Source organism: Streptosporangium oxazolinicum (assembly GCF_039537505.1).
Classification (GTDB): domain Bacteria; phylum Actinomycetota; class Actinomycetes; order Streptosporangiales; family Streptosporangiaceae; genus Streptosporangium; species Streptosporangium oxazolinicum.
Window position 1 is genome coordinate 84677 of record NZ_BAABAQ010000008.1, and the last position, 20656, is coordinate 105332.

General features: G+C 67.7%; 22 protein-coding genes. 7 read left to right on the forward strand and 15 right to left on the reverse strand.

Annotated features, from left to right (window positions below; genetic code table 11):
• Nucleotides 1-54: 54 nt before the first annotated feature.
• From ABD817_RS21760 to ABD817_RS21770, 3 genes are all read right to left on the reverse strand, one after another.
• Nucleotides 55-510, reverse strand: coding sequence for a hypothetical protein (locus ABD817_RS21760; RefSeq protein ID WP_344919906.1), 456 nt, complete (start codon nucleotides 508-510; stop codon nucleotides 55-57).
• Entirely contained in the window at nucleotides 507-1088 is a 582-nt protein-coding gene (locus ABD817_RS21765; RefSeq protein ID WP_344919908.1) for a hypothetical protein, read from the reverse strand. Before ABD817_RS21765 ends, ABD817_RS21760 begins: the two co-directional genes overlap by 4 nt.
• A gap of 230 nt (nucleotides 1089-1318) precedes the next feature.
• Nucleotides 1319-2305: a hypothetical protein gene (locus tag ABD817_RS21770; RefSeq protein WP_344919909.1), complete on the reverse strand. Its 987-nt coding sequence runs from the start codon at nucleotides 2303-2305 to the stop codon at nucleotides 1319-1321.
• Between the two features lie 230 nt (nucleotides 2306-2535).
• Here ABD817_RS21770 and ABD817_RS21775 point away from each other — a divergent pair, with 230 nt between their 5' ends.
• Both ABD817_RS21775 and ABD817_RS21780 read left to right on the forward strand, forming a co-directional pair.
• Nucleotides 2536-3003, forward strand: coding sequence for a glycine-rich domain-containing protein (locus ABD817_RS21775; protein WP_344919910.1), 468 nt, complete (start codon nucleotides 2536-2538; stop codon nucleotides 3001-3003).
• Nucleotides 3004-3040: 37 nt separating this feature from the next.
• On the forward strand, nucleotides 3041-3931 hold the full coding sequence (locus tag ABD817_RS21780; RefSeq protein ID WP_344919911.1) for a phosphotransferase family protein: 891 nt from the start codon (nucleotides 3041-3043) through the stop codon (nucleotides 3929-3931).
• An 88-nt stretch (nucleotides 3932-4019) separates the two neighbouring features.
• Here the strand turns inward: ABD817_RS21780 and ABD817_RS21785 are convergent, their stop codons facing one another.
• The 5 genes from ABD817_RS21785 to ABD817_RS21805 form a co-directional block, all read right to left on the reverse strand.
• The gene (locus tag ABD817_RS21785; protein ID WP_344919912.1) at nucleotides 4020-4937 is read right to left on the reverse strand and encodes a nucleotidyl transferase AbiEii/AbiGii toxin family protein; all 918 of its coding nucleotides are present in this window, start codon (nucleotides 4935-4937) and stop codon (nucleotides 4020-4022) included.
• A complete protein-coding gene (locus ABD817_RS21790; protein WP_344919913.1) occupies nucleotides 4934-5932 on the reverse strand; it encodes a type IV toxin-antitoxin system AbiEi family antitoxin domain-containing protein in 999 nt (332 codons plus the stop codon). Before ABD817_RS21790 ends, ABD817_RS21785 begins: the two co-directional genes overlap by 4 nt.
• Before the next feature lie 501 nt (nucleotides 5933-6433).
• On the reverse strand, nucleotides 6434-6637 hold the full coding sequence (locus ABD817_RS21795) for a DUF397 domain-containing protein (RefSeq protein WP_344919914.1): 204 nt from the start codon (nucleotides 6635-6637) through the stop codon (nucleotides 6434-6436).
• On the reverse strand, nucleotides 6630-7508 hold the full coding sequence (locus tag ABD817_RS21800; RefSeq protein WP_344919915.1) for a helix-turn-helix domain-containing protein: 879 nt from the start codon (nucleotides 7506-7508) through the stop codon (nucleotides 6630-6632). The genes ABD817_RS21795 and ABD817_RS21800 overlap by 8 nt, the downstream gene beginning before the upstream one ends.
• Before the next feature lie 90 nt (nucleotides 7509-7598).
• Nucleotides 7599-7856 (reverse strand): GntR family transcriptional regulator, encoded by a 258-nt coding sequence (locus ABD817_RS21805; protein WP_344919916.1) that lies wholly within the window; start codon nucleotides 7854-7856, stop codon nucleotides 7599-7601.
• 769 nt (nucleotides 7857-8625) lie between these two features.
• Between ABD817_RS21805 and ABD817_RS21810 the strand changes: the two genes are divergently transcribed.
• The 3 genes from ABD817_RS21810 (at nucleotide 8626) to ABD817_RS21820 (ending at nucleotide 10596) form a co-directional block, all read left to right on the forward strand.
• A complete protein-coding gene (locus tag ABD817_RS21810) occupies nucleotides 8626-8853 on the forward strand; it encodes a hypothetical protein (protein ID WP_344919918.1) in 228 nt (75 codons plus the stop codon).
• 44 nt (nucleotides 8854-8897) lie between these two features.
• A complete protein-coding gene (locus ABD817_RS21815; RefSeq protein WP_344919919.1) occupies nucleotides 8898-9284 on the forward strand; it encodes a hypothetical protein in 387 nt (128 codons plus the stop codon).
• A 277-nt stretch (nucleotides 9285-9561) separates the two neighbouring features.
• Nucleotides 9562-10596, forward strand: a complete 1035-nt coding sequence (locus ABD817_RS21820; RefSeq protein WP_344919920.1) for a DUF4331 family protein — start codon at nucleotides 9562-9564, stop codon at nucleotides 10594-10596.
• Between the two features lie 122 nt (nucleotides 10597-10718).
• Here the strand turns inward: ABD817_RS21820 and ABD817_RS21825 are convergent, their stop codons facing one another.
• Nucleotides 10719-10931: a ferredoxin gene (locus ABD817_RS21825; protein ID WP_344919921.1), complete on the reverse strand. Its 213-nt coding sequence runs from the start codon at nucleotides 10929-10931 to the stop codon at nucleotides 10719-10721.
• Nucleotides 10932-10939: 8 nt separating this feature from the next.
• Complete coding sequence (locus ABD817_RS21830) at nucleotides 10940-12139, reverse strand: cytochrome P450 (RefSeq protein ID WP_344919922.1); 1200 nt, start codon at nucleotides 12137-12139, stop codon at nucleotides 10940-10942.
• A 104-nt stretch (nucleotides 12140-12243) separates the two neighbouring features.
• On the opposite strand from ABD817_RS21830, the gene ABD817_RS21835 reads away from it, so the two are divergent.
• Together ABD817_RS21835 and ABD817_RS21840 are read left to right on the forward strand one after the other, a co-directional pair.
• On the forward strand, nucleotides 12244-12867 hold the full coding sequence (locus tag ABD817_RS21835) for a TetR/AcrR family transcriptional regulator (RefSeq protein WP_344919923.1): 624 nt from the start codon (nucleotides 12244-12246) through the stop codon (nucleotides 12865-12867).
• Nucleotides 12868-13019: 152 nt separating this feature from the next.
• Nucleotides 13020-14312, forward strand: coding sequence for an MFS transporter (locus ABD817_RS21840; protein ID WP_344919924.1), 1293 nt, complete (start codon nucleotides 13020-13022; stop codon nucleotides 14310-14312).
• Here the strand turns inward: ABD817_RS21840 and ABD817_RS21845 are convergent.
• From ABD817_RS21845 to ABD817_RS21865, 5 genes are all read right to left on the reverse strand, one after another.
• Nucleotides 14309-15712, reverse strand: coding sequence for a cellulose binding domain-containing protein (locus ABD817_RS21845; protein ID WP_344919925.1), 1404 nt, complete (start codon nucleotides 15710-15712; stop codon nucleotides 14309-14311). The two genes, ABD817_RS21840 and ABD817_RS21845, sit on opposite strands and share 4 nt — an antisense overlap.
• 48 nt (nucleotides 15713-15760) lie before the next feature.
• Nucleotides 15761-17056, reverse strand: a complete 1296-nt coding sequence (locus ABD817_RS21850) for a beta-N-acetylhexosaminidase (protein WP_344919926.1) — start codon at nucleotides 17054-17056, stop codon at nucleotides 15761-15763.
• 174 nt (nucleotides 17057-17230) lie between these two features.
• A complete protein-coding gene (locus ABD817_RS21855; RefSeq protein ID WP_344919927.1) occupies nucleotides 17231-18109 on the reverse strand; it encodes a carbohydrate ABC transporter permease in 879 nt (292 codons plus the stop codon).
• Nucleotides 18106-19029 carry a carbohydrate ABC transporter permease gene (locus tag ABD817_RS21860; protein ID WP_344919928.1) on the reverse strand — a complete coding sequence of 308 codons (924 nt, stop codon included), beginning with the start codon at nucleotides 19027-19029 and terminating at the stop codon, nucleotides 18106-18108. Before ABD817_RS21860 ends, ABD817_RS21855 begins: the two co-directional genes overlap by 4 nt.
• A 381-nt stretch (nucleotides 19030-19410) precedes the next feature.
• The gene (locus ABD817_RS21865) at nucleotides 19411-20550 is read right to left on the reverse strand and encodes an extracellular solute-binding protein (RefSeq protein WP_344919929.1); all 1140 of its coding nucleotides are present in this window, start codon (nucleotides 20548-20550) and stop codon (nucleotides 19411-19413) included.
• Between the last annotated feature and the right edge of the window lie 106 nt (nucleotides 20551-20656).

The following is a 20656-nucleotide window of genomic DNA, read 5'->3' on the forward strand; positions in this document are numbered from 1 at the left end:
GCCCTTCACGACGAGTCCTCTGCCGCCTGCATCGGCTCTCGACTGTTGCGCGGCTTAAAAGATGCCAAGATGATCGATCATCTTGCGGGCCGCTTCGATGATGGATTCAGCGGTGGTCAGAGCCTGGTCTGCTTCCGGTTGTTCCACTGACTCGTCGGGGAACATCGGGTACTCGAGTTCGTTTCTTCGGCGCCGCATGCTGCCGAATGGCTCGAAGGTGGAACCGAACTGGCGCACCATGGCCTGTTGGACCGCGTAGTGGCCGCCGGTCGTCGTGGCGCGCAGGCCCTGCTGGGCAAGGAGACCCGCACAGGCGAATCTCGCGGCGTCGTACGCCAAGGTGTAGGCGGAGTTCGGGTCGGATTCCACCAGCTCTCGTGCGCTTGACAGGACGACGCCGGCTTTTTCCAGCCAGCCCGTACCGTCGGCGGCGTCACCTCGGACACGCTGAAGCTCATTGGCGGCGAGCATGCGCTCGATGTCTGCTTCGCCACGTGTCCATCGCGTCATTGATCATGCTGCTTTCGATTCGCCCCGGTCGGGGTGAGGTCAATTGTGGGACTTGCCTTGATCTGACGGATCAATGCGTCGGACTCCGCCTCCCAACGTCGAGTGGATGCCAGGACCGGATTGACTGGCATCGCGATGCGTTCCTGGGCCCGGTCGGCCGCAGCATAGACCTCGGTTCGATCCGCGCCACCGACCACCAGCACGTCGATGTCATGTGGGGGAGGTCCTGTCTCCCCATGATGGCGGGCCGCCCAGGAGCCGAAGATGAGCAGGAGTTCGGTCTGGGGGATGGAGCCGAATTCTTCCGCGATGACGACGTGCGGGCCGTAGAGGTAATTCAGGATTTCAGTGAGCGGTTTCGCGAGGGGGTGACTTTGATCGACGCTCAGCACCCGCGATCGGCCGATCGTCGTGGCGCTGACGAGTCCGGCTTCTTCCAAACGGTAGACCTCCGGATGCAGGCTCGACGCGCCGACTCCGAGCTCTCGGGCGATGGATGCCAGCGTCCAGGCCTGGTCGGGGCGTAGGTACAGCGTGGCGAGGAGCCTTGCCTGCGTCTCCGTACGAAAAATGGGCATCGCATGAGACCGGAAACTTCGCACATCGCGAATATATCTTCGCAATCATCGAATCGTCAACTGTGTGTATACAGGCTATCGCTTTCTGTGTCGGTCATGAGCTGTTTGATCGAGTGAGTAACGGAGGAGAGGCGTCGGTGCTGCTGCTGTGTCGCAGCCCTCGTAGGGGTGATGAGGACGCGAGCTCGACCCGGTCACGGGGCTCCGCGACAGGAATCGCCTCCGCTGACTCAGTGGCTGGAGACGTATCCGACAGCGGCGACCAATCGCCGCACGCCTGCCACCTGGGGATGGCGTGCGGCCAGTTGCGTCACGATCGCGCGGATGGAGGGCCGCTCCCGGATCTCTCCCGGGGCGTGCTGGTACGCGGCCAGTAGCGCGTGAGCGGCCTGCTCGGGTTTGCCGCACTGCCACCAGGCGCGGGCAAGGTCGGTATGTAACCGGCCGCGGCGTTCCGGGGTGGAGAACTGGGAGGCGTGAAGGTCCCGGCCCGCGTGCAGGGCCGCTCCCGGGTCACCGAGCGACCAATGCACACCCACCCTGTAGAGCGCGACGTGAGCGGGTGTGACAACGAACGGCTGTCCGGTGGCCGGGTGAGCCGGAAGCCTGGCGGCGGCACGCTCAGCCTCAATGATCATTTCTAGGGCGCGGTCGCGATCCCCGGCCTGGGCGGCGTTGTACGCGCAGGTACACAACATCTGCGCGTAGGTAGCCGCTTGAGCGGGGGTCGTGAGCCCGGTGGCCTCCACCGTGGCGGCGGCCTGCAAGGTGACGCGGTCGGCAACCCGGTGTCGACCCTCGTGACGAAGAACGATGCCGAGACTCCGAGCGGCGGCGGCCATCGCGATCGGTGAGCCGGACATGCGTGCGTACGCCGTGGCCCGGTCAGCGGTGATACGGCTCGCGGTGCTGCGGCCAATCTTGTTCAGCGCCTCGGTGGCCAGGTCGTAGCAAGCCGCCAGGCGTACGTGACCATCCGGGACTCCATCGTCAGCGTTAGCATGCGCGGCGGCTATCACCTGCGGCAGGAGGGCGACGAGCTGGGGAAGGTCACCGCTGTCGAACAGCGCGCGGGCGCGCGCCAACCGGCTGGTGACGTTGGCGGTGGTGGGTGCCGCGGTTGGAGACGGCAGGATCACCAACGCGTCGTCGAGGGCGGCCAGCAGGTGCACCGGGACGGCGACCCCCGCCGCAGCGATGAACGTACGGCGTCGCATGGGATCCTCCTCGCCGGTTGCAGTCACCGTAGCCGACGCCCCAGGAAGATCAAGCAGTTGCACAAGCACGTCGGCCGGGATTCCGGCCACGTGTGCCAGGCGGCACGCCTGCGCTGCTCGCCGTCCGGCCTCCACGGATAGGCGACCACCTATTGACTGTGATGACGTGGTGACTCACAGTCAAGGCGTCCGGATAGGTGCTCGCCTATCCAGCGAACAAAGGATCCCGGATGACCGTCATCACCGATCGTCCCGCCGTCACCCCTCGCTCCCTCATCACCCCCGCCCTGTTCAGCAGGCTCACCGCGCGAATCGCCATCGACCACCCCGAGCACGCCCACCAGGCCGACGTCATCATGGAGCAGGCGCTCGCCTTCTTGGCCGCCTGCGCCGTCCGCCCGACCGCCCGGCTCGCGCCGTCCGAGATCGTCGACATCGGCTGGCATACGTTCATCCTCTACACGCGGGAGTACGCCGAGTTCTGCCAGGAGACCGCGGGCCGGTTCATCCACCACAACCCCACCGACGACAACCAGGCCGAGGGCGGCTGTACGGCGGCCGACACCGTCGCCGTCATCCGCGGGCTCGGCCTGCCGGTCGTCGCCGACCTATGGGGGCACGCCGCTGACTGCGAGGGTAGTGGCACCGGCAAGTGCAGCCAGTGTCATCAAGGCTGCACCAACAGTCCGACGAAATAAGTCACCAGGCCGGTAGGAGCGGCGTAGCGTGCGAAGCGTGACCGGGTACCGATGGGATGACCTTCCCGCCGAGATGCACGCAGCGATCAAGGCCGAATGCGGGCCTATCTTGCGCGTGACCTCACTGCCGGGTGGCTTGACCGCTGGCGCCGCCGTACGTCTGGATACCGCAGCCGGGAAGGTATTCCTCAAAGCCCTGCCCGAAGGGGCACCGTCTGCGCCGCTCTACCAGCGTGAGCGCCTCGTCGGCGCTGTCCTGCCCGAAGGTGTGCCCGCTCCGCGCATGCTGTGGAGCGGGCACACCGCGGGATGGATCGTTCTCCTGGTCGAGCACGTCGACACAGCGCGTGAGGTGGAGCTGGGTCCGGGCTCGCCCAGTCTCGACGGTGTCCTCGACCTGGTGAGGGTGCTCGGCGAGGCTCTCACCCCGAACCCGTGCGAGGGGCTGCCGCCCGTCACCGAGAACGTCCGGTTCCTGACCCGCCGCGCTGACGCGCTACTCGCCGCCCCACCTTCCGACCTGCTGGCGGCGGACGCCTACCGTCACGCCCGCGCGCTCCTCGATGTGGACGCGCTTTTCGGGTCCACGCTGCTGCATGCTGACCTCCACGAGGGCAACCTCCTCACTTCCCCGGCCGGGGTACGGGTTATCGATTGGGGCCTCGCCTGCCAAGGTGCCGCGTGGGTGGAAGTTGCCTTGTTCGTGCCGCGGCTGATCCTGGCCGGTCACACACCCGAGGAGGCCGAGCGACTGGCCGAGCAGGTGCCCGCGTGGAAGGGCGCCCCGGCCGAGACGGTCACCGGTCTCGCCGCCGTGTGGTCGCTGTTTCGCGAGTTCGTCGCCCGTAACGGCCCTGCCGGTATCCGGGCGTCGCGTGCGCAGGCTGCGGCGGCCGGTCGAGCGTGGATGGAGTATCGCACCAGCTGACCGGCTGCGAACCTCGTAGGGGCGATGAGGACGATGGGGCCGTGCTCTTGTTCGTACAGCCAGTGGGGTTGCGACCCCTCGTAGGGGTTCAGCCGGTATTCGACCATGCTGACGTGTGAGGATTCCAGCGTCCCAAAGACGCGCCGGTGAGTATGGGAGTGATGAACGCCTCCGCCGCCACCTGGGCATCGGCCAGGGAAAGGCACCCCCGGAGTCCAACCACCTCGGCTGCGGCGGTGGGATATCCCCTGTCCCAAGAAGGGGCGGGGAAGACGAACCGGTCCGGCAACGTCAAATCCATTCCTAATCCGGTGCGACGACGAACTTCGCTGTCGAGCGCGATGTGCACCGCGGCTCCGCTCAGGCTCTCTTTCTGACTGATCAGCAGAAGGTCTGCGAGATCACGGAATCGGCTGGACGCGGCGCCCTGATGACGCTCGTACATGGCGCAAATCTTGTCTGCCACATGATCAGCGAGCGGATAGAGTTGAACGAACGGCCAGTCATCCGGCCAGGACATAAGGGAACTCGATGCCAGGCTCACCCTCTCAGGAGTGTCGGTGGGATATCGGCCGGTGACAAGGTCAACCTTGATCGTATCGAGCACGCGAGTGCCCAGGGTGACGGTGAAGGTTTGTTTGACGCCGCCAATTTCGTCGGAGTGCTCAACCGTGCTCGTAGGGCTGAAGGTGAAAAAGTCGCCCAGATCGAGTGCGGCGGCGTCGAGCAACGCGCCCAGTGCCTCCTGGGCACTCTGTGCCGTGGAGCGTTGCAGGTCGATGTCCCTGCTCAGGCGAGCCTGAGCAGGGTAACGCAGCAGGAGGGCCTGTCCTCCCTTGAGAAGCCATCCATCAGGGTCATGACGAAAGACTCGCGTGGCCAAACGGCTGAAGTAGAAGCTGCGAAACACCAGAGAGGGGTTAAGGCCATGCTGCTTGGCAAAAGCTCCCAGGCGTTTTTTCATGGCCATCTCAACTGCTCTGGGTGTGATGTAAAGCTGAGTCACCTGGCTTCTCCGGAAGACGTCCTGTCGCTGCTTTCTGTGGTCGATTCCCGGGCAGAGAGGTCTGCGTCACTCCGATTTACTTTTCTGGCGCGAGCGTGGGCAGCGGGCCGGACTTCTTGAGAAGCCTGACGGCCAATCGTTGGCGGTGGGGCCACTTCGCTCTTCGCCAGATGTTCGGCGAGTGATGAGACGCTTCCGGCTCGCAGGCCGGTGAGGAGACCGGGGTAGTCGGTGAAGAGCTGTTTCACCCGGTCTTCGTCAAGGGCGGAAAGCAGTGCCAGTGCGGAGACGAAGCCCTCGACAACGCCTTCTTGCCTGAGACGTGTGCCTTCCTCCACGGGAAGCCCCGTATCAGCCTGCTCCACCAGATACTCCAGCAGTTGCCGCCCCGAGGCGGATCGAGGCAGGCCGTAAGCTGCCGTGAAACGCGCGACGCGCCGACCGAGGGAATTCCGGTTCGTCAGGCCGTACCGATCGGCATCGGCGATCACTCCACCGACATGCGCGCCGTCTACGCGTGCGGCCAGTAGGTCGATCACGGTTCGCTCGGCCGTGGTGACCGGAAGGCCGTCAACCAGTACGACATCGGCCGCTTCAAGCTCGGCGCGATGCATGCGTACTCCAGGCTCGCGGGTGGTACGACGGCGAGGTACGGAAATCTCCACCAGAGACGTTGGGAGATCGCCAAGCTGGTGGAGCTCACAGGCCGAGCCGTGAGAGATCACTCCGCCATACGTCTCAAGACTGTGGCGCTGCCAGGCCGGCAGCTTGGGCTCAAGCCGCAGCCAGGCAACCTTGATGTCCAGATGCTCAGGCCGCACAGCACCTGTGACGAGGTAGACGCCACGGCCGACACTCTCCAGGAAGTCGGCCTCAACCAGCCGTAGTAGATCCACGGCGCTGAGGCCCGCGCTTTTGGCCTGAGCCGCTGTCACAAGGCCCCACTGATCAGCCGCCTGCTCTCCCACGGTCTTGAGTGCCTGGTCTCGCCTCACACAGCAAAGATTACATGTCTTGTGCAGCGATAGTTGCGATCTAAGAGTAACTTTTGCTGCATCAAGGAAGGGTGAATCTTGAACGTATCACCGTGATACAGCAAAAGTCGCAACGTAGCCACCTCCTGTTCCGGGTGGCTGCTGGTCTCTGACAGGTCAAGGCATCGGGCTCCGCCTCCCAGCATCAAGTGGATGTCAGGGCTGGGCTGACCGGTACCGCGATGCGCTCCTGGGCTCGGTCGGCCAGGCGCTGTTACGGCCCCTCGTAGGGGTGATGAGGACGCAGATCGGTGGCGTGAGCGCCGGACTGATCATGCTGTTACGACCCCTTGTAGGGGCGATGAGGACCCGACGGTAAAGGACCAGGTCAGTGCGTGCAATAGCGGGTGCTGAGGCGGCTGTTTTGCAGTGAACCTCGGTAGCGCGGAAAACCCGGGAGGTTTGCTGCAGAACGCGGATGGCTCCTGCCCGAGCTGAGCCATGGCTGAGGCTCCTGGTGGGTCAGAAGTCGTTGGCGCGGATGCCGGTCAGGAAGTTGTTCCAGCTCTTCGGGGTGAAGGTCAACACCGGGCCGGAGGGGTCCTTGCTGTCGCGGACGGCGACGAGGCCCGGAAGGTTCGTCGCCACCTCCACGCAGTCGTTGCCGGTGCCGCTGAGGCTACTTTTACGCCAATCGGCCATGAGCAGGTCAGGGGAGTCAGACATGATTACTCCTTGCTGAGGAGAGGAAGGCCGCAGACTCTTCAGGGGACAAAGCCGAACCGGCGAGTCGCTCGAACATCAGTTTAAGCAGTCTTACCTGGTCAGGTGCTTCAACATAGATATCACCCGCCGGGCTCTCCACGTACCCAACATCAGGATCGGTCGGCTCGCTGAACGACATGACCGAAAACGCTCCTTCCAGCCCCCTGTGGAGTCCTGCACGGTGTGGAAGAACCTGGATCGTGATGGTGTCACGAGCAGCAAAGCCAAGGAGCGCTTCGATTTGCTCAGCCATGATCTTAGGGCGCTCGACGGGGCGTAGGACGGTCTCGTCGATCACTACCCGAATGATCGGTGGTGTGCCCAGCACAATCTTCCGTGCCATTCGAGCGGAGACGTGTCGATCTATATCTGAGTCGCTGAAATCTGGACGTCCCACCCGGAAAAGCTCATGAGCGTACTTATCCGTTTGGAGCAGGCCAGGTATCAGTAGCGGCTGCCAGATGTAGATATCCGAAGCTTCCGCTTCGAGGCCGACGAAGGAGCCGGTGAAAACGTCGCTGTAAGCGGTCCACCAGCCACGTTGACTGGCATCTTTGGCTAACTGGATCAAACTGGCCTTTGTGGGAGAGTCAGCCCCATATAGGTCGCAGGCGTTAGCGATGTCCGTGCTGGAGATCATGATTCGTGCGTTCTCAATGCGGTTCACCTTGCTCTGTGACCACCCGAGATGGATGGCGGCCGCATCCACGCTGAGATTTGCTGTTTCGCGGAGTCGCCGCAGCTCACGACCAAGACGACGGTGACGGACGGTAGGAGATTTCATTGGCATGACGGCATTCTGCCGTTGCCCCTTCCAAAAATCTACGTGCATAATGCTTGTGATCATGCAGTATGCACGCGCATGATGTGAGCCAGCGCACTCCTGTGGGCTTACATGACTAGTCGTGGCTGTCCAACCGCGTCAGCTGTCGGCTGTCTCCCAGTTCTCAGGAGAGCGTGCGAACGTGCCCAACCCGCGAACCGCATAGACGACCCCCTCCTCGCGGAGGCGTACCAGAACCTTGCGGGCCGTCGGCCGAGAGACGCCAAACTCTTGGACGATCATGTGTTCGCTGGCGACAGGTTCGTCGACCCTGTAGGTCCCGTTGCGAATGCGATCCTTGATCACGTTCGCGATCTGTAGCCATTTTGCCTGGTTGGAGCGCCATGCGATCGTCACAAGATCACCGTAGGCATCCCTGACGACCTAGTGATACCCGCTGTTCACAACTGTCGATAGAGGACATCTCTACTTCACAACTGTGAACCCTAGTGAAGCAAGATCCAAAACGGACCCGCCCGACGCTGCACACGTCTGGACGGGTCCTTGACCAGGAAGCGAGTCCTGATCCGTGAATAACACTAGTGCTCCGGTTCTTGACCGGCCGATCGCGGAGAAAAACGGCTGTAGCTGTTTCGTCGAGGTCGCGCCGATGCCGATGGGGTGTGCTGTCTGCGGGCACGCGCCGTACGCGCACGGTTGCCCCGGCCAGCCTGCCGATCACGAGTACGCGCAGCCGTCCGGTGAGTTGATGGCGGTGCGCCTGGAGGCCCGTCGCCTCGGTGTGCCCCTGTCCGGTTTCGAGTCGTCCGCCGACGAGGCTCCCAGTGAGGTGATTCCGGTCGAGGTGATCCCGCTGGTGCCCGCGCAGCGTCGGCCCGACCCGTCCGAAACCGGTCCGGCCGCGCCCGTCGCGCCCGCGTCGCTTCCCCGGCGAGCGGTTCGGTCCCCGGGACGAGGACCCGCCGGGCCGCCTCGGCGTACGGACGCCCGGTGCCCGGCCTCCGGTGGCGGGCATCCGGGGCATCCGGTCAGCCCGCGTTCTCGCCGATCCAGGACCGCTTCGTACGGCGGCGTACTCCAGACCCCTCCTGCTCACCTCACAAGCCGGACCCGCCCGGCGCTCGCGACGTCCGGGCGGGTCCTTGATCGGATGGAGGTCCGATCCATGCACGATGGTAAGTCCACGACTCCCGGACCGGTGATTTCGGGCTGGCGGGTCATTCTCAGTGACAGGGGGCGGCTGTGGGCCTCCCGTATCGTCCCGTTCAGTGACGCCGAGTCGAACGCGGGCGCGAATCGTACGGTCGACGCCGACACCCTCGACGAGTTGTGGGCCGAGGTCGAGCGGCAGGAGAGTACTGCTCGGCAGGTGACCGGGCGGGCGGCCTCGTGATCCGGCGCAGGCCCGCGCCTGCCGGAGGGCGGCATCGCGACGGCTTGGTCCCGACCCTGGCTCCCCGACGGTCGTGGGATCGCCGGGCCCGTGCCGAGGCCGAGCGGTTGGATCGCGAGTGGAAGGACTGGGCCGTCTTCTACGGCACGCACTCGCGCCTGTTCTACGCGATCGCGGCCTGGCCGGTGCCCGGTCCGGAGATCCTGCGGGCCTCCACCGCCGAGGATCTCGAAGCCCAGATGTACGAGGTGGTCATGGCCCTCGCGGTCCAGCCCGTCATGGCTCCTTCCGTTCAGCCTGAGGCGGCCACCGCGCGTACATCCTCCGAACGGGTGCGGCGGCGTTCCCGCGGCCGTGCCGATGACTCCCGCGAGCGGCGGTGCGAACCTTCCGGGACCGCTCGCGGGGACGGGGGCGGCCGGGCACCATGAACCCGGTCGCCACGGCGGTGCCCTCGTCAGGGGTGGCGAGGGCACCGCTCCTACCCGGGGGGCTCGCGCCCCACGGAGTTGACCGAACCAGGGAAGGATATTTGGGCGGTCATAAGCGCTTTGCATTGATTTGCGGGAATTGACTGATATTGGAGGAAGTCCTGTGCACTCGGGCCGGTGTGGCCGAGGCGAGCGAGGGGACGGGCCGCGACGCGAGAGCCGTCACGAGAGCACGACACAGGACCAGCGGAACCATCAGGAGAACGGGGAGATCGACATGTCCCATCACCTTGACTCACCGATTGCCCGGCAGGACGTCCGCCTGGACATCACCGATCTCTACGTCTTCCGCGGCGAGACGGGCACCGTGTTCGTGATGGACGTCTGCCCCTCCATCGCCGGTGAGAGCGCCCCCAAGGGCTTCCACCCCGAGGCCCTGTACGAGTTCAAGATCGACGGCGACGGCGACCACGTCGAGGACCTCACCTACCGTCTCACCTTCGGCGAACGCGAGGCGGAGGGAAACCAGGACCTGGAACTGCACCGCCTCGCCGGTGCGGAGGCTCGCGACGCGGGCGCGTCCGGCGACGTGGTCGCCCGGGGGACCACCGGCCGGCGGATCGACACCGACGGTGGCCTGCGGCTGTGGGTCGGCAAGACGAGCGATCCCTTCTGGATCGAACCCGACGCCCTCGCGGCGATCGGGAAGGCCTTCGCGGACGGCACCAGGGCCGACCTGTCCTCCTGGGACCCGGCGGGCGCGAAGAACCTGTTCGTCGAGAACAGGGTGTACGCCATCGTGCTCGAAGTCCCCGACGGCGACCTGCTTCCCGTCGCCGGTGACGACCGGCACGTCGACGTGTGGGCCCTCACCAGCCTGGCCACCGACGACGGCGGCTGGCATGCCGTCAACCGCGCCGGTCACCCCATGGTCCATCCGCTCTTCACCCAGCACGACGGGGATCTCGGTGACCAGCTCAACCTCTCCCGGCCCGCCGACGACTTCCGGCACTTCGGGAAGATCGTCGCCGACATGGTCGCCGGGGTCGTCGGCGCCTACGGCACCGCCGAGGACCCGCACGTGTACGGCGGGCTGGTCGCCGACAGGCTCTTCCCCAACGTGTTGCCGTACACCGTCGGCACCCCGGCGGTCTACGGCTTCGCCGGGTGGAACGGCCGCTCGCTCACCGACAACGCGCCGGACGTGATGTTCTCCTTCGCGACCAACACCGCGTTCACGATCGGGCTGGGCAGCGACTCCGTCGCCGCCAGGCCGACCCGGACCTTCCCCTACGTCCCGTCGGTCACCTGATCGCTCGCGCCATCAGATCGGGGAGCGGTGCCCTCGTCAGGGGTGGCGAGGGCACCGGGCCGGTGAATGCCGGACAAGCAGGCCCCGGCACGCCCCTCCATCAGTGAGATTCTCAGCGGCCTTCAGGCCGGGGAATCGTCCGGGGCGCTCACCGAGATGGCGCCCGAGGGGCACAGTTGCTGGGCCCGGCGGGCGGCGGCGTGCAGCTCGGGCGGGGGTGTCTCGTCGAGGAGCACGACGGTGCCCTCGTCCTCGCTCTGGTCGAAGACCTCGGGTGCGGTGAGCGCGCACATGCCCGCTCCGATACACCGGGACACATCCGTGGTGATCTTCATATCGCCTCCTACCATCTGACCGGCAGCTCCCGTACACCGTAGATGGACATCGTGTCGCGCATGGGCACCTCCTCCGCCGGTACGGCGAGGCGCAGGCCGGGGAAGCGGTCGAACAGCATCGGGAACGCGGTGCGCATCTCCACCCGGGCGAGCTGCTGGCCGAGACACTGGTGCAGCCCGTGCCCGAACGCCATGTGTCCGGTCGCGGGGTTGGTGATGTCCAGGTGGTCGGGGTCGGAGAAGCGCGCGGGGTCGCGGTTGGCGGCCGGGAGCGAGAGGGTCACCGGGTCTCCGGCCCTGATGAGCAGCCCCTCCACCTCGACGTCCTCCAGGGCCGCGCGCAGCGGGCCGACGTGGATGATCCCGAGGTAGCGCAGCAGTTCCTCCACCGTGTTGTCGATCAGCGAGGGGTCGGCGCGCAGCGCGGCGAGCTGGTCGGGGTGCTGGAGCAGGGCGAACGTGCCGAGCCCGAGCATGTTCGCCGTCGTCTCGTGCCCGGCGGCGAGCAGCAGGAACCCGATGTTGCTCAGCTCCTCGTCGGTCAGATCGCCGTTCGTGATCAGCCCGCTGAGCAGGTCGTCGGCCGGGTCGGCCCGCTTGGCCGCGATGAGCCGGACGAAGAACGCCCTGAAGGTGGCGACCGTCGCGTGGATGTCCTCGACGGTGGACTCCAGGTTCAGCAGCACCGCGGTGGACCGCTGGAACTCCTCGCGGTCGGCGTACGGGACGCCGAGCAGCTCGCAGATCACCAGCGAGGGGATGGGCAGCGCGAACTCCCGTACCAGGTCCTGGGGAGGCCCGGCCTTCTCCATCGCGGCGAGCCGCTCCTCGGTGATCTCGTGGATCCTGGGCTCCAGCTGCTTCATCCGCCGCACCGTGAACTGCGCGGTGAGCAGTTTCCGGTAGCGGGTGTGGTCGGGCGGGTCCATCCGGATGAACATGCCGGGGTCGGCCGGGGTGCGCATCTCCTGCATCAGCGCGAAGGGCAGCGGGACGTCCAGCAGCTCGCGCCGGGAGCTGAACCGGGGGTCGGCCAGGATCGACCGTACGGCGGAGTAGCCGGTCACGAGCCAGCCCACCTTTCCGTCCGGGTAGACCATCGAGGCGATGGGCCGCTCCTCGCGCAGCGAGGCCAGGCCCTCGGGCGGCTCGAAGGGACCGGGACGTCCGAAGGGGAAGGTGACCGCTTCCGGGTAGGACCGTGTCATTTCACACTCCTCTGCAGCGACGCGCTTCGTCCCATCCAGAAAACTACATCAAATGCAAAATTACAATACGTGCAAAGTATGGTCTGATGCATTAGGCTGCCCGCATGAGTGAGACCCCGGGACTGCGTGAACGCAAGAAGCTCCGCACCCGGCACGCGCTCATAACCGCGGCCTTCGAGCTCTTCATGGAGAAGGGCTACGAGCAGACCACCGTCTCGGAGATCGCCACGGCCGCCGACGTCTCGACGCGCACCTTCTTCAGCTACTTCGCGAGCAAGGAGGACGTGATCTTCCACAACTCGCGCGACGGCATCGAGCACGTGCTGCGGGTGATCGCGGAGCCCCGACCGGGAGACCGGGCGATCGACCTCCTGACCCGCGCCGTCACCTCCGGCTTCTCCATGTTCGCCCTCGACGAGCAGCTCCAGCGCGAGATAGGCCCGGCCAACCACCTCGTCATGACCGTCCCCTCGCTGCGGGCGCGCGGTCTGCTGCTCCTCTTCGAGAGCCAGCGGGAGCTCGCCGAGGCCCTGCACCGGGCGTTCCCGGAGGAGCTGAGCCTCGTCGAGGCGTCGGCGGTCGTCGGCGCGGTGGTCGGCGGGGGCAAGCTCGCCGCCTTCGTCAGCATGAGCAACGGCGCCTCACCGGAGGAGACACTGAAGGCCGGTCGCCAGGCCGTCGAGTTCACCCTCTCAACCCTCCGCGCCGCCTCCTCGCAGCCGTCCTGACCCCGCCCCGCCGGTTTTCCCCCGCCGTCTTCTCTCGGCTGTTTCGACCTCGCCCTTTCTCCACGTCGTGTACGGCCCGCCGTTCATACCTCGGACCAGCCGGTCTTCCCGGTATGCCACCGGCGACGCTTTCGCGCCTACGCTGATGTGACATGGCGACGTCCTCTCCCACCGCGCTCCTGCTGAGAGAGAGGCGCTTCGTCCTGCTCGCCTCGGCTCGGACGATCTCCGTGCTGGGTGACGGGTTCGCCCGGGTGGCCCTCGCGTTCGGCGTGCTCGCGATTCCCGGCAGCACCCCCGCGCAGCTGTCGCTGGTGCTGGCGTGCCAGGCCGTGCCGCAGCTGCTGCTCATCCTCGTCGGCGGTGTGCTGGCCGACCGGTTCTCCCGGTCCGGCCTGATGGTGATCGCCGACGTTCTGGGCACCGCCGCGTACGGCGGGCTGGCGGTGATGCTCCTGACGGGCGACGCGCCGATCCCCGCCGTGGCGCTGCTGGCGACCCTCGCGGGGGTGGCCACCGCGTTGTTCGCACCGGCGATGACCGGTGTGGTGCCGGAGGTCGTCCCCAGGAAGCGGTTGCAGGAGGCCAACGCCCTGCTCGGGGTCGCGAGGAACGGCGCGATGGTGCTGGGGCTGGCGCTGTCCGGCGTCGTCGTCGCGCTGGTCGGCGCCGGGTGGGCCCTGGCGTTCAACGCCGTCTCGTTCCTCGTCAGCGCCGCGCTGATCCGCGCCATGCGCCTGCCCCGCCGCCTCCGGGTGTCCGCGGGATCCGGCTGGTCCGACCTGCGGCACGGCTGGCGGGAGTTCGTCTCACACCAGTGGCTGTGGGTCGTGGTGCTGCAGTACGCCTTCGTCGTCGCCGCCGTCGGGGCGAACGTCGGCGTGCTCGGCCCTCTGATCGCCGAACGGGACCTGGACGGGGCGAGCTCCTGGGCGCTGATCGTCGCGGCCCAGGCGCTGGGGACCGTCGCGGGAGCGGGACTCGCCGCGCGCCTGCGGCCCCGGCGGCCCATGCTCCTCGCGGTCCTGGCCACCTTTCCCACGGCGCTGCCGATGGCGCTCCTCGGCGCCGGGGCGCCGCTGTGGACGATCGTCGTCGCGATGTTCGCCGCAGGGGTGGCCGGGGACGTGTTCGGCGTGCTGTGGACCACCACCATGCAGCGCGAGGTGCCGCCCGACGCGCTCTCCCGCGTCAGCTCCTACGACTGGTTCGGGTCCCTCGCCCTGGCACCCCTCGGCATCCTCGTCGCCGGTCCCGTCGCCGCCGCCGTCGGTCTCGGTACGGCCCTTCTCGGTTGCTCCGCTCTCGTCGTGGCAGCCACGCTCGCGGCGCTGCTCTCCCCCCAGGTCCGCACCCTCCGGGCGCCGGTCCCCGAGGAGGAGGAAGCCGTACGGCCCGCGCCGGGGGAGGACGCGGGCCGTACTCGTACTCGGGAGGGCGGTTAGGAGCTGGGGACGGTGTCGACCCAGGCGGTCGAGGCGGAGCGGTAGTTGTTGACGCGGCTCAGGACGGTGGCGGGGGCGACGACCTCGTTCTTGGAGTGGTAGAACCAGTCGATCTGCTGGACGTAGTTACGCGAGGTCGAGCTGCCGACCAGGCCGCCGCTGATGAACCAGAGGTTGAAGTTCACCGACTGCACCGTCTCCGGGTAGTAGTCGCCGCCGTGCTCGGCGAAGAGGGCGCCGTCGATGTAGTACCTGATCTGGCCGCCGGAGACCTGGAGGACCAGGTCGTGCCAACCCGCGTAGCTCTGCCTGACCTCGGTGTGGACGTTCACCGCCTGCCAGGGTTCGTTGCGGTAGGTCTCCCACGACGTGGCGTACATGATGTTGGCGGGCTCGCCCCAGCCGCCGTTGGGCAGATACTCGAAGTCCTGCTCGCTGTAGTTGGGGTCCATGTCGGCGGCGAGGGGAGTGATCGTGAAGAAGGTCTGCACGATGTGGTCCCCGTCGGGGCCGCTGACCGGGGTGTCGGAGAACTTCACCCTGGCCGCGTAGGTGCCCTCCAGGAACTTGCGCTGGTGCAGCACCTCCGACTGCTGGGTGCCCGAGGAGGTGCCGTCGGTGACGGCCTTGAGCTGCAGTGCCTTGTTCGTCCCGGAGACCGTGGGGAAGGTCACGTTCTGCTTGGGCCAGCTCGCGCCGGGCACGCCGGGGCCGCCGCTGTTGGTGCGCACGGTCCAGTTGTGCGCGGAGATGTTCGGGTCGTCGGCGTTGGTGTACGAGAAGTCGTCGAACACCACCCCGCTGCCCCCGGGAGGGTTGACCGTCGGGGTGGGGGTCGGGGTCGGGTCGCCGCCACCGCCCACGGGCGAGGTGCCCCAGACCAGGGCGCCGTTCTGGTAGACGGTCACCTTGGTCCAGTCGCCGTACGTCGTGCGGGCCGGGCCGAAGGAGTAGTCGTCGCTCTGGGTCAGCCGCTGCCAGTCGGCGCGGTGGAAGCGCAGCTGCAGGTCACCGGTCTGCGCCCCGACCGCGAGGTTCCCCGAGGTGAAGCCCACCTCCAGGTAGCGGTCGGCGGTGGCCGTACCGGGGGAGAGCGTCCCGAAGGTCCCGGTGACCGTGGAGCAGGAGATCGTCGCCCACGAGCACGCGAACCGGTACTGCGGCGATCCGGCGTCCGACTTGAAGTAGTAGCGGATCTTCACGCCGCTCAGCGAGACGGCCGAGGTGCCGCTGTTGACCAGGTTGAACCACGGCTCGACCTGGTCGGCGGTCGCCCCGGTGGCGCTCGTCTTGTACTGGAGCCTGAGAGACTGCTGGGCGCTCGCCGGGTTGGCCGCGACGCCCACCAGCGCGAGCAGCATGGCGGACACGAGTCCGCCGAGTAACAGCTTTCTGCGCACTTTCTTTCCTTTCCTGGGTGCTTCCCGGTTTTCGGGATTTGCGGGTCTCTAGGGGATGAGCGGGCCGCCGCGGACGCCCTGGGCGCTGAGCCGGGCGAGGTGCGGGCCGAGCCGCCGGAGGAAGTCGGGGTAGTCGCCGGACGAGCCCCAGGCGACCTCGGCGAAGGCGCACATCCTGGGCAGGGCCATGAACTCGACCCGTTCGGGCGTGGGCATGTACTCGGTCCACAGCTGGCACTGCACGCCCCGCGCGGCCGGGTCGGGTGCAAACGCGTAGGTGTCGGCCAGGGTGAGGACGCGCTCCTGGACGGTCGGCCGGTCGGGGTCGGCGGGCTGGTCGTCGAAGGGCGCTGCCGAGGGGCGGTAGTCGAAGTAGGTCCGCGTGTGCGGCGCCAGGATGATGTCGTTGCCGCCGCGCTCGGCCTGCTCGTCGCGCCAGACCATCACGGTCGTGCCGGGGGTGGGCTCGCGGTCCGGCTCGTCCCAGCAGACCAGCTTGCGCGAGTGCTTCTCCAGGTGCGCGGCCATCCGGCCGATGAACCAGGCGCACGCGTCCCGGGGTCCCGCCAGCCCCAGCTCCGCCAGCCTCCGCCGCGCCCGGGGACTGCGCTCCCACTCGGCGGTGGGGCACTCGTCCCCTCCGACGTGCACGTACGGGCTCGGGAAGAGCTCGAGGACCTCGTCGAGCACGTCCTGGCAGAAGCGGACGGTGGACTCCTCAAGGTTGAGGACGTGCTCGCTGATCCCCCACTCCGACCAGACCTCCACCTCGCGGGACGGGTCGTTGCCCAGGTGCGGGTAGGCGGCGATGGCGGCCTGGGCGTGGCCGGGCATCTCGATCTCGGGCACCACGGTGACGAAGCGCTCCGCCGCGTACGCGACGATCTCCCGCACGTCCTGGCGCGTGTAGAAACCGCCGCGCCGCGCGCCGACCTCGGTGAGCAGGGGGTAGCGCTCGATCTCCAGGCGCCACCCCTGGTCGTCGGTGAGGTGCAGGTGCAGCACGTTGAGCTTGTGCTCGGCGAGCAGGTCGACGAGGCGCAGGACGAACGCCTTGGGCATGAAGTGCCGGGCGACGTCCAGCATCACCCCGCGCCAGGCGAACCCCGGCCGGTCCTCGATCGTCCCGTACGGGATCAGCGGCCCCAGCTGGGCGAGGGTCCGCGAGCCGTAGAAGCGACCGGCCGGGCCGCCGGAGGTGAGCTCGACGCCGGAGGGGGAGACGTCGAGGCGGTAGCCCTCCTCGCCGAGGGACGGGTCGTCGGGCATCAGCCGCAGGAGGTCCCGCCGGTACGCGACGGAGCCCCCGTCGACGGCCACTTCCCGTGGCATCGGAATGATCACGTTGGTTTCCCTTCGCGGCGCCCCGGGAGGGCACGCCTGTGGACGGACGGTGGGAGGGCATGGTTTTTCCGGGTCCGGGGGCGGACCTCCGGGGGACCGGCCGGTGGGGAGGCATGGATTTTCCGAATCCGGGGGCGGGTCTCGGGGGCCGGTCGGCGGGCGCCGCCGCCTCGCTCACCCCTTGACGGCGCCGGAGATCATTCCCGAGGTGACCCTGCGCTGCAGGACGAGGAAGATCAGCAGCACCGGCAGCATGAAGAGGGTCGAGGCGGCCATGGTGGCTCCCCAGTCGGTGCCGAAGACGTTGCTGAAGGAGGAGAGCCAGACGGGCAGGGTCCGGTCGTCCTGGTTCTTGATGATCAGCGCGTTGGCGAAGGCGAACTCGTTCCACGCGGTGATGAAGCCGAACAGGCAGGTGGACATCAGGCCGGGGGCGAGCAGCGGCAGGACCACCCGGCGGAAGGCCGAGGCCCGGTCGCACCCGTCCATCAGCGCGGCCTCCTCCAGTTCGGGAGGGATCGCGGCGAGGAACCCGCGCAGGGTCACGATGGTGAACGGCAGCGTCGTCATGAAGTAGATCAGGGTGAGCATCGACAGCTTGTCGAGCATGTTGGTGTCGCGGGCGATGATGAACATCGACACCAGCAGTGCCTCCCAGGGGGCCATCTGGGCGATGAAGACCATCAGGACGAACGCCTTGCGCCCGCGCCAGCGCATCCGGGCCACCGCGAACGCGGCGAGCAGCGCGACCACCAGGGCGAGCAGTACCGCGCTCGCGGTGACGGCGAGGCTGTTGCGCCAGAACGTCCAGAAACCGTCCGCGCTCACCGCGGTCGCGAAGTGCTCCAGGGTGGGGTTGGCGGGCCAGAAGGTCGGGGTCCGCGACTGGATGTCCCGGGTGGGCTTGAACGCGGTCAGCACCATCCAGTAGACGGGGAAGACCGAGACGGCGAGCACGGCCAGGGCCGCCAGGTTCAGCGGCGCGCGGCGCAGCGGGCGGGCGAGTGCCGGGCGGCCGGGCGCCGGGCGGCTGGACATGAGGGTGGTCGTCACAGTTCCTCCCCTTCGTGCTTGAGCATCCGCCGGAGATGGGTGATCAGCAGGGCGATCAGGATCAGTACGGTGAGGGTGGAGATCGCCGAGCCGAGGTCGTACTTGTGGAGCGACTGCGCGACCTGGAACGCGTAGACGGGCAGCGTGGTGGTGGCCTCTCCCGGCCCGCCCCTGCTGATCGCCCAGATCTGGGCGAAGCACTTGAACACCCAGATCACCTCCAGCGAGGTGATCAGGCCGAAGAGCGGTCGCAGGATGGGGAAGGTGACGGCGGTGAAGACCCGCCGCCCGCTCGCGCCGTCGATCCGCGCGGCCTCGTACAGTTCGGCGGGGATGGTGGTCAGGCCCGCGTAGAGGGTGAGGGCGGCGAACGGCACGGACTGCCAGACGACCAGGGCGACCAGGATGGCGAAGGTGGACGTGCCGTCGGCGAACCAGGTGTAGTCCCTGAAGGACTCGAACCCCAGCGTGACCAGCAGCCAGTTGACCACCCCCAGCCGCGACTGGAACAGCCACTGGAAGATCGTGGTGGCGGCGAGGACGGGGGTGGCCCAGGTGAGCACCAGGCCGCCCAGCACGGCCAGGCGCATCCCCCGGCCCAGACGGGCGATCATCAGGGCCACCGCGGTGGAGATGACCATGATCAGGACGACGTTGACGGCCGTCCAGACCAGGGTCCTGCGCACCACGGCCCAGAACTCCGCCCCGCCGAGCACCTCCGCGTAGTTGTCCAGGCCGACGAACTCCGCCCCGCCGCGGATCAGCTCGCCGGTCCTGAAGTGCTGGAAGGAGATGACGACGCTGCGGATCAGCGGGTAGAGCAGCAGGTAGGCGGTGCCCGCCAGGGTGGGCACGATCAGCAGGTAGGGCCAGAGGCCGGTGAGCCGTGACGGCCGCGCCCCGGATAGCGTCGCGTTCATTCTTGGCTGTCCGGATTGTCCTGGCTGTTTGGGCTGTTCGGGGCGCTCGGGTGCGGAGGCGTCCCGGTCGCGGGCGCGCCGCCGTGTCGGGCGCCCTGTCGGGGCCTGGGGGGCAGCGGGCATGGCACTCCTCGGAACGGGCGAGCGGTACGGATGGGAATTCGGCGCGGGCTTCTCGCGGGCCGGTGCGGTGGGTGAGGCCCGGTGCCGGGTCTCGTGCACCGGTCGCGGTGGGCGTGGGTCTCGTGGACCGGTGCGCCAACAGGCGGCCGGTGCGATGGGCGGGTGCCCGTGCCGGATCCGGAGTATCGAGTGGGTGCTTGTGCTGGATCCGGGGCACCGGGTGGGTGCTCGTGTCGGATCCGGAGCACCGGGCGGGTGTCAGGACTTGGTGTTGAGGATCTCGGCGATGCCCTGGTCCACCCTGGCGGCCTCGGTGGCGGGGTCGCCCCCGGTGAGCACCTTGGTCAGGTACTCCTTGATCAGGTTCTTGGCCTCGACCGCCGCCCAGTTGGGGGAGTTGGGGGTGGCGTGCCCGTTGGCGGCGCCCGCGGCCATCGCGGCCGTCGCCTCGTTGCCGTCCAGCACGCCCGCCAGGGAGACGCGGTTGGGCACGTAGCTCATCTCCTTGGCCATGTCGGTCTGGAACTTCTCACCCGCCAGCGCCTTGACCACCTCGTACGCCGCCTCGGGGTTCTTCGAGGCCTCCGGGATGACCAGGTCGGAGCCGCCGGTGAACACCGCGCCCGGCTTGTCGGCGGTCTTGCCGGGGATCGGGAAGAAACCGAGCTTGCCCTTGAGCTCCGGGTTGGCCTTCTCGATCGCGACCGCGCCGCCCGGGGCGGAGATGAGCTGGGCGACGTCGCCCTTGGCGAAGACGTCGGCCTGCGGAGGCTTGGCCTCGTCGGAGTCCTTAGGACCCCTGCCCAGCGCCTGGAGCTTCCGGTAGAACTCGACCCCGGCCAGTGCCTGGGGGGTGCCGAGGCCGCCCTTCCAGGTGCCGCCCTCGTTGACCGCGAGGTCGCCGCCCTCGTCCCAGATGAACCCCGCGAGGGTGTACCAGTTCTGGCCGGGCAGGTAGATGCCCTGGTCGCCGCCCTTGTTGAGCTTGGCCGTGACCTCCAGCCACTCGTCCCTGGTCTTGGGCGGGGAGGTGATCGAGGCCTTGGCGAACAGGTCCTTGTTGTAGATGACCACCCGGTTCGCGGCGTACCACGGGATGCCGTACTGGCGTCCGTCGATCCTGCCCGGTTCCGCGAGGCCGGGCAGCCAGTCGCCGCCGCCCAGGTCGGTGACCTTGTCGGTGAGGTCCTTCACCCCGCCGCTGGCGGCGTACTCGGCGACCTGGGTGTTCCCGACCTCGATGACGTCCGGGGCGTCGTTGCTGGCCAGGGCGCTGGTGACCTTCTGGCCGATGCCGTCCCACTCCTGGATCTGGATGTCGAGGGCGACGCCGGGGTGGGCCGCCTGGTAGTCGGTACGGAAGCGGTCGAGGAGGGCGTCGGAGAAGCTGTCCCGCATGACCCACACGGTGAGGTTCGTGGAGCCCTGCCCGGTACCGGCCGAACCGGGTGAGTCCGCGGAGGGGGACGGCTCGGAGGAGCCGCATGCGGTGAGGCCTGCGGCG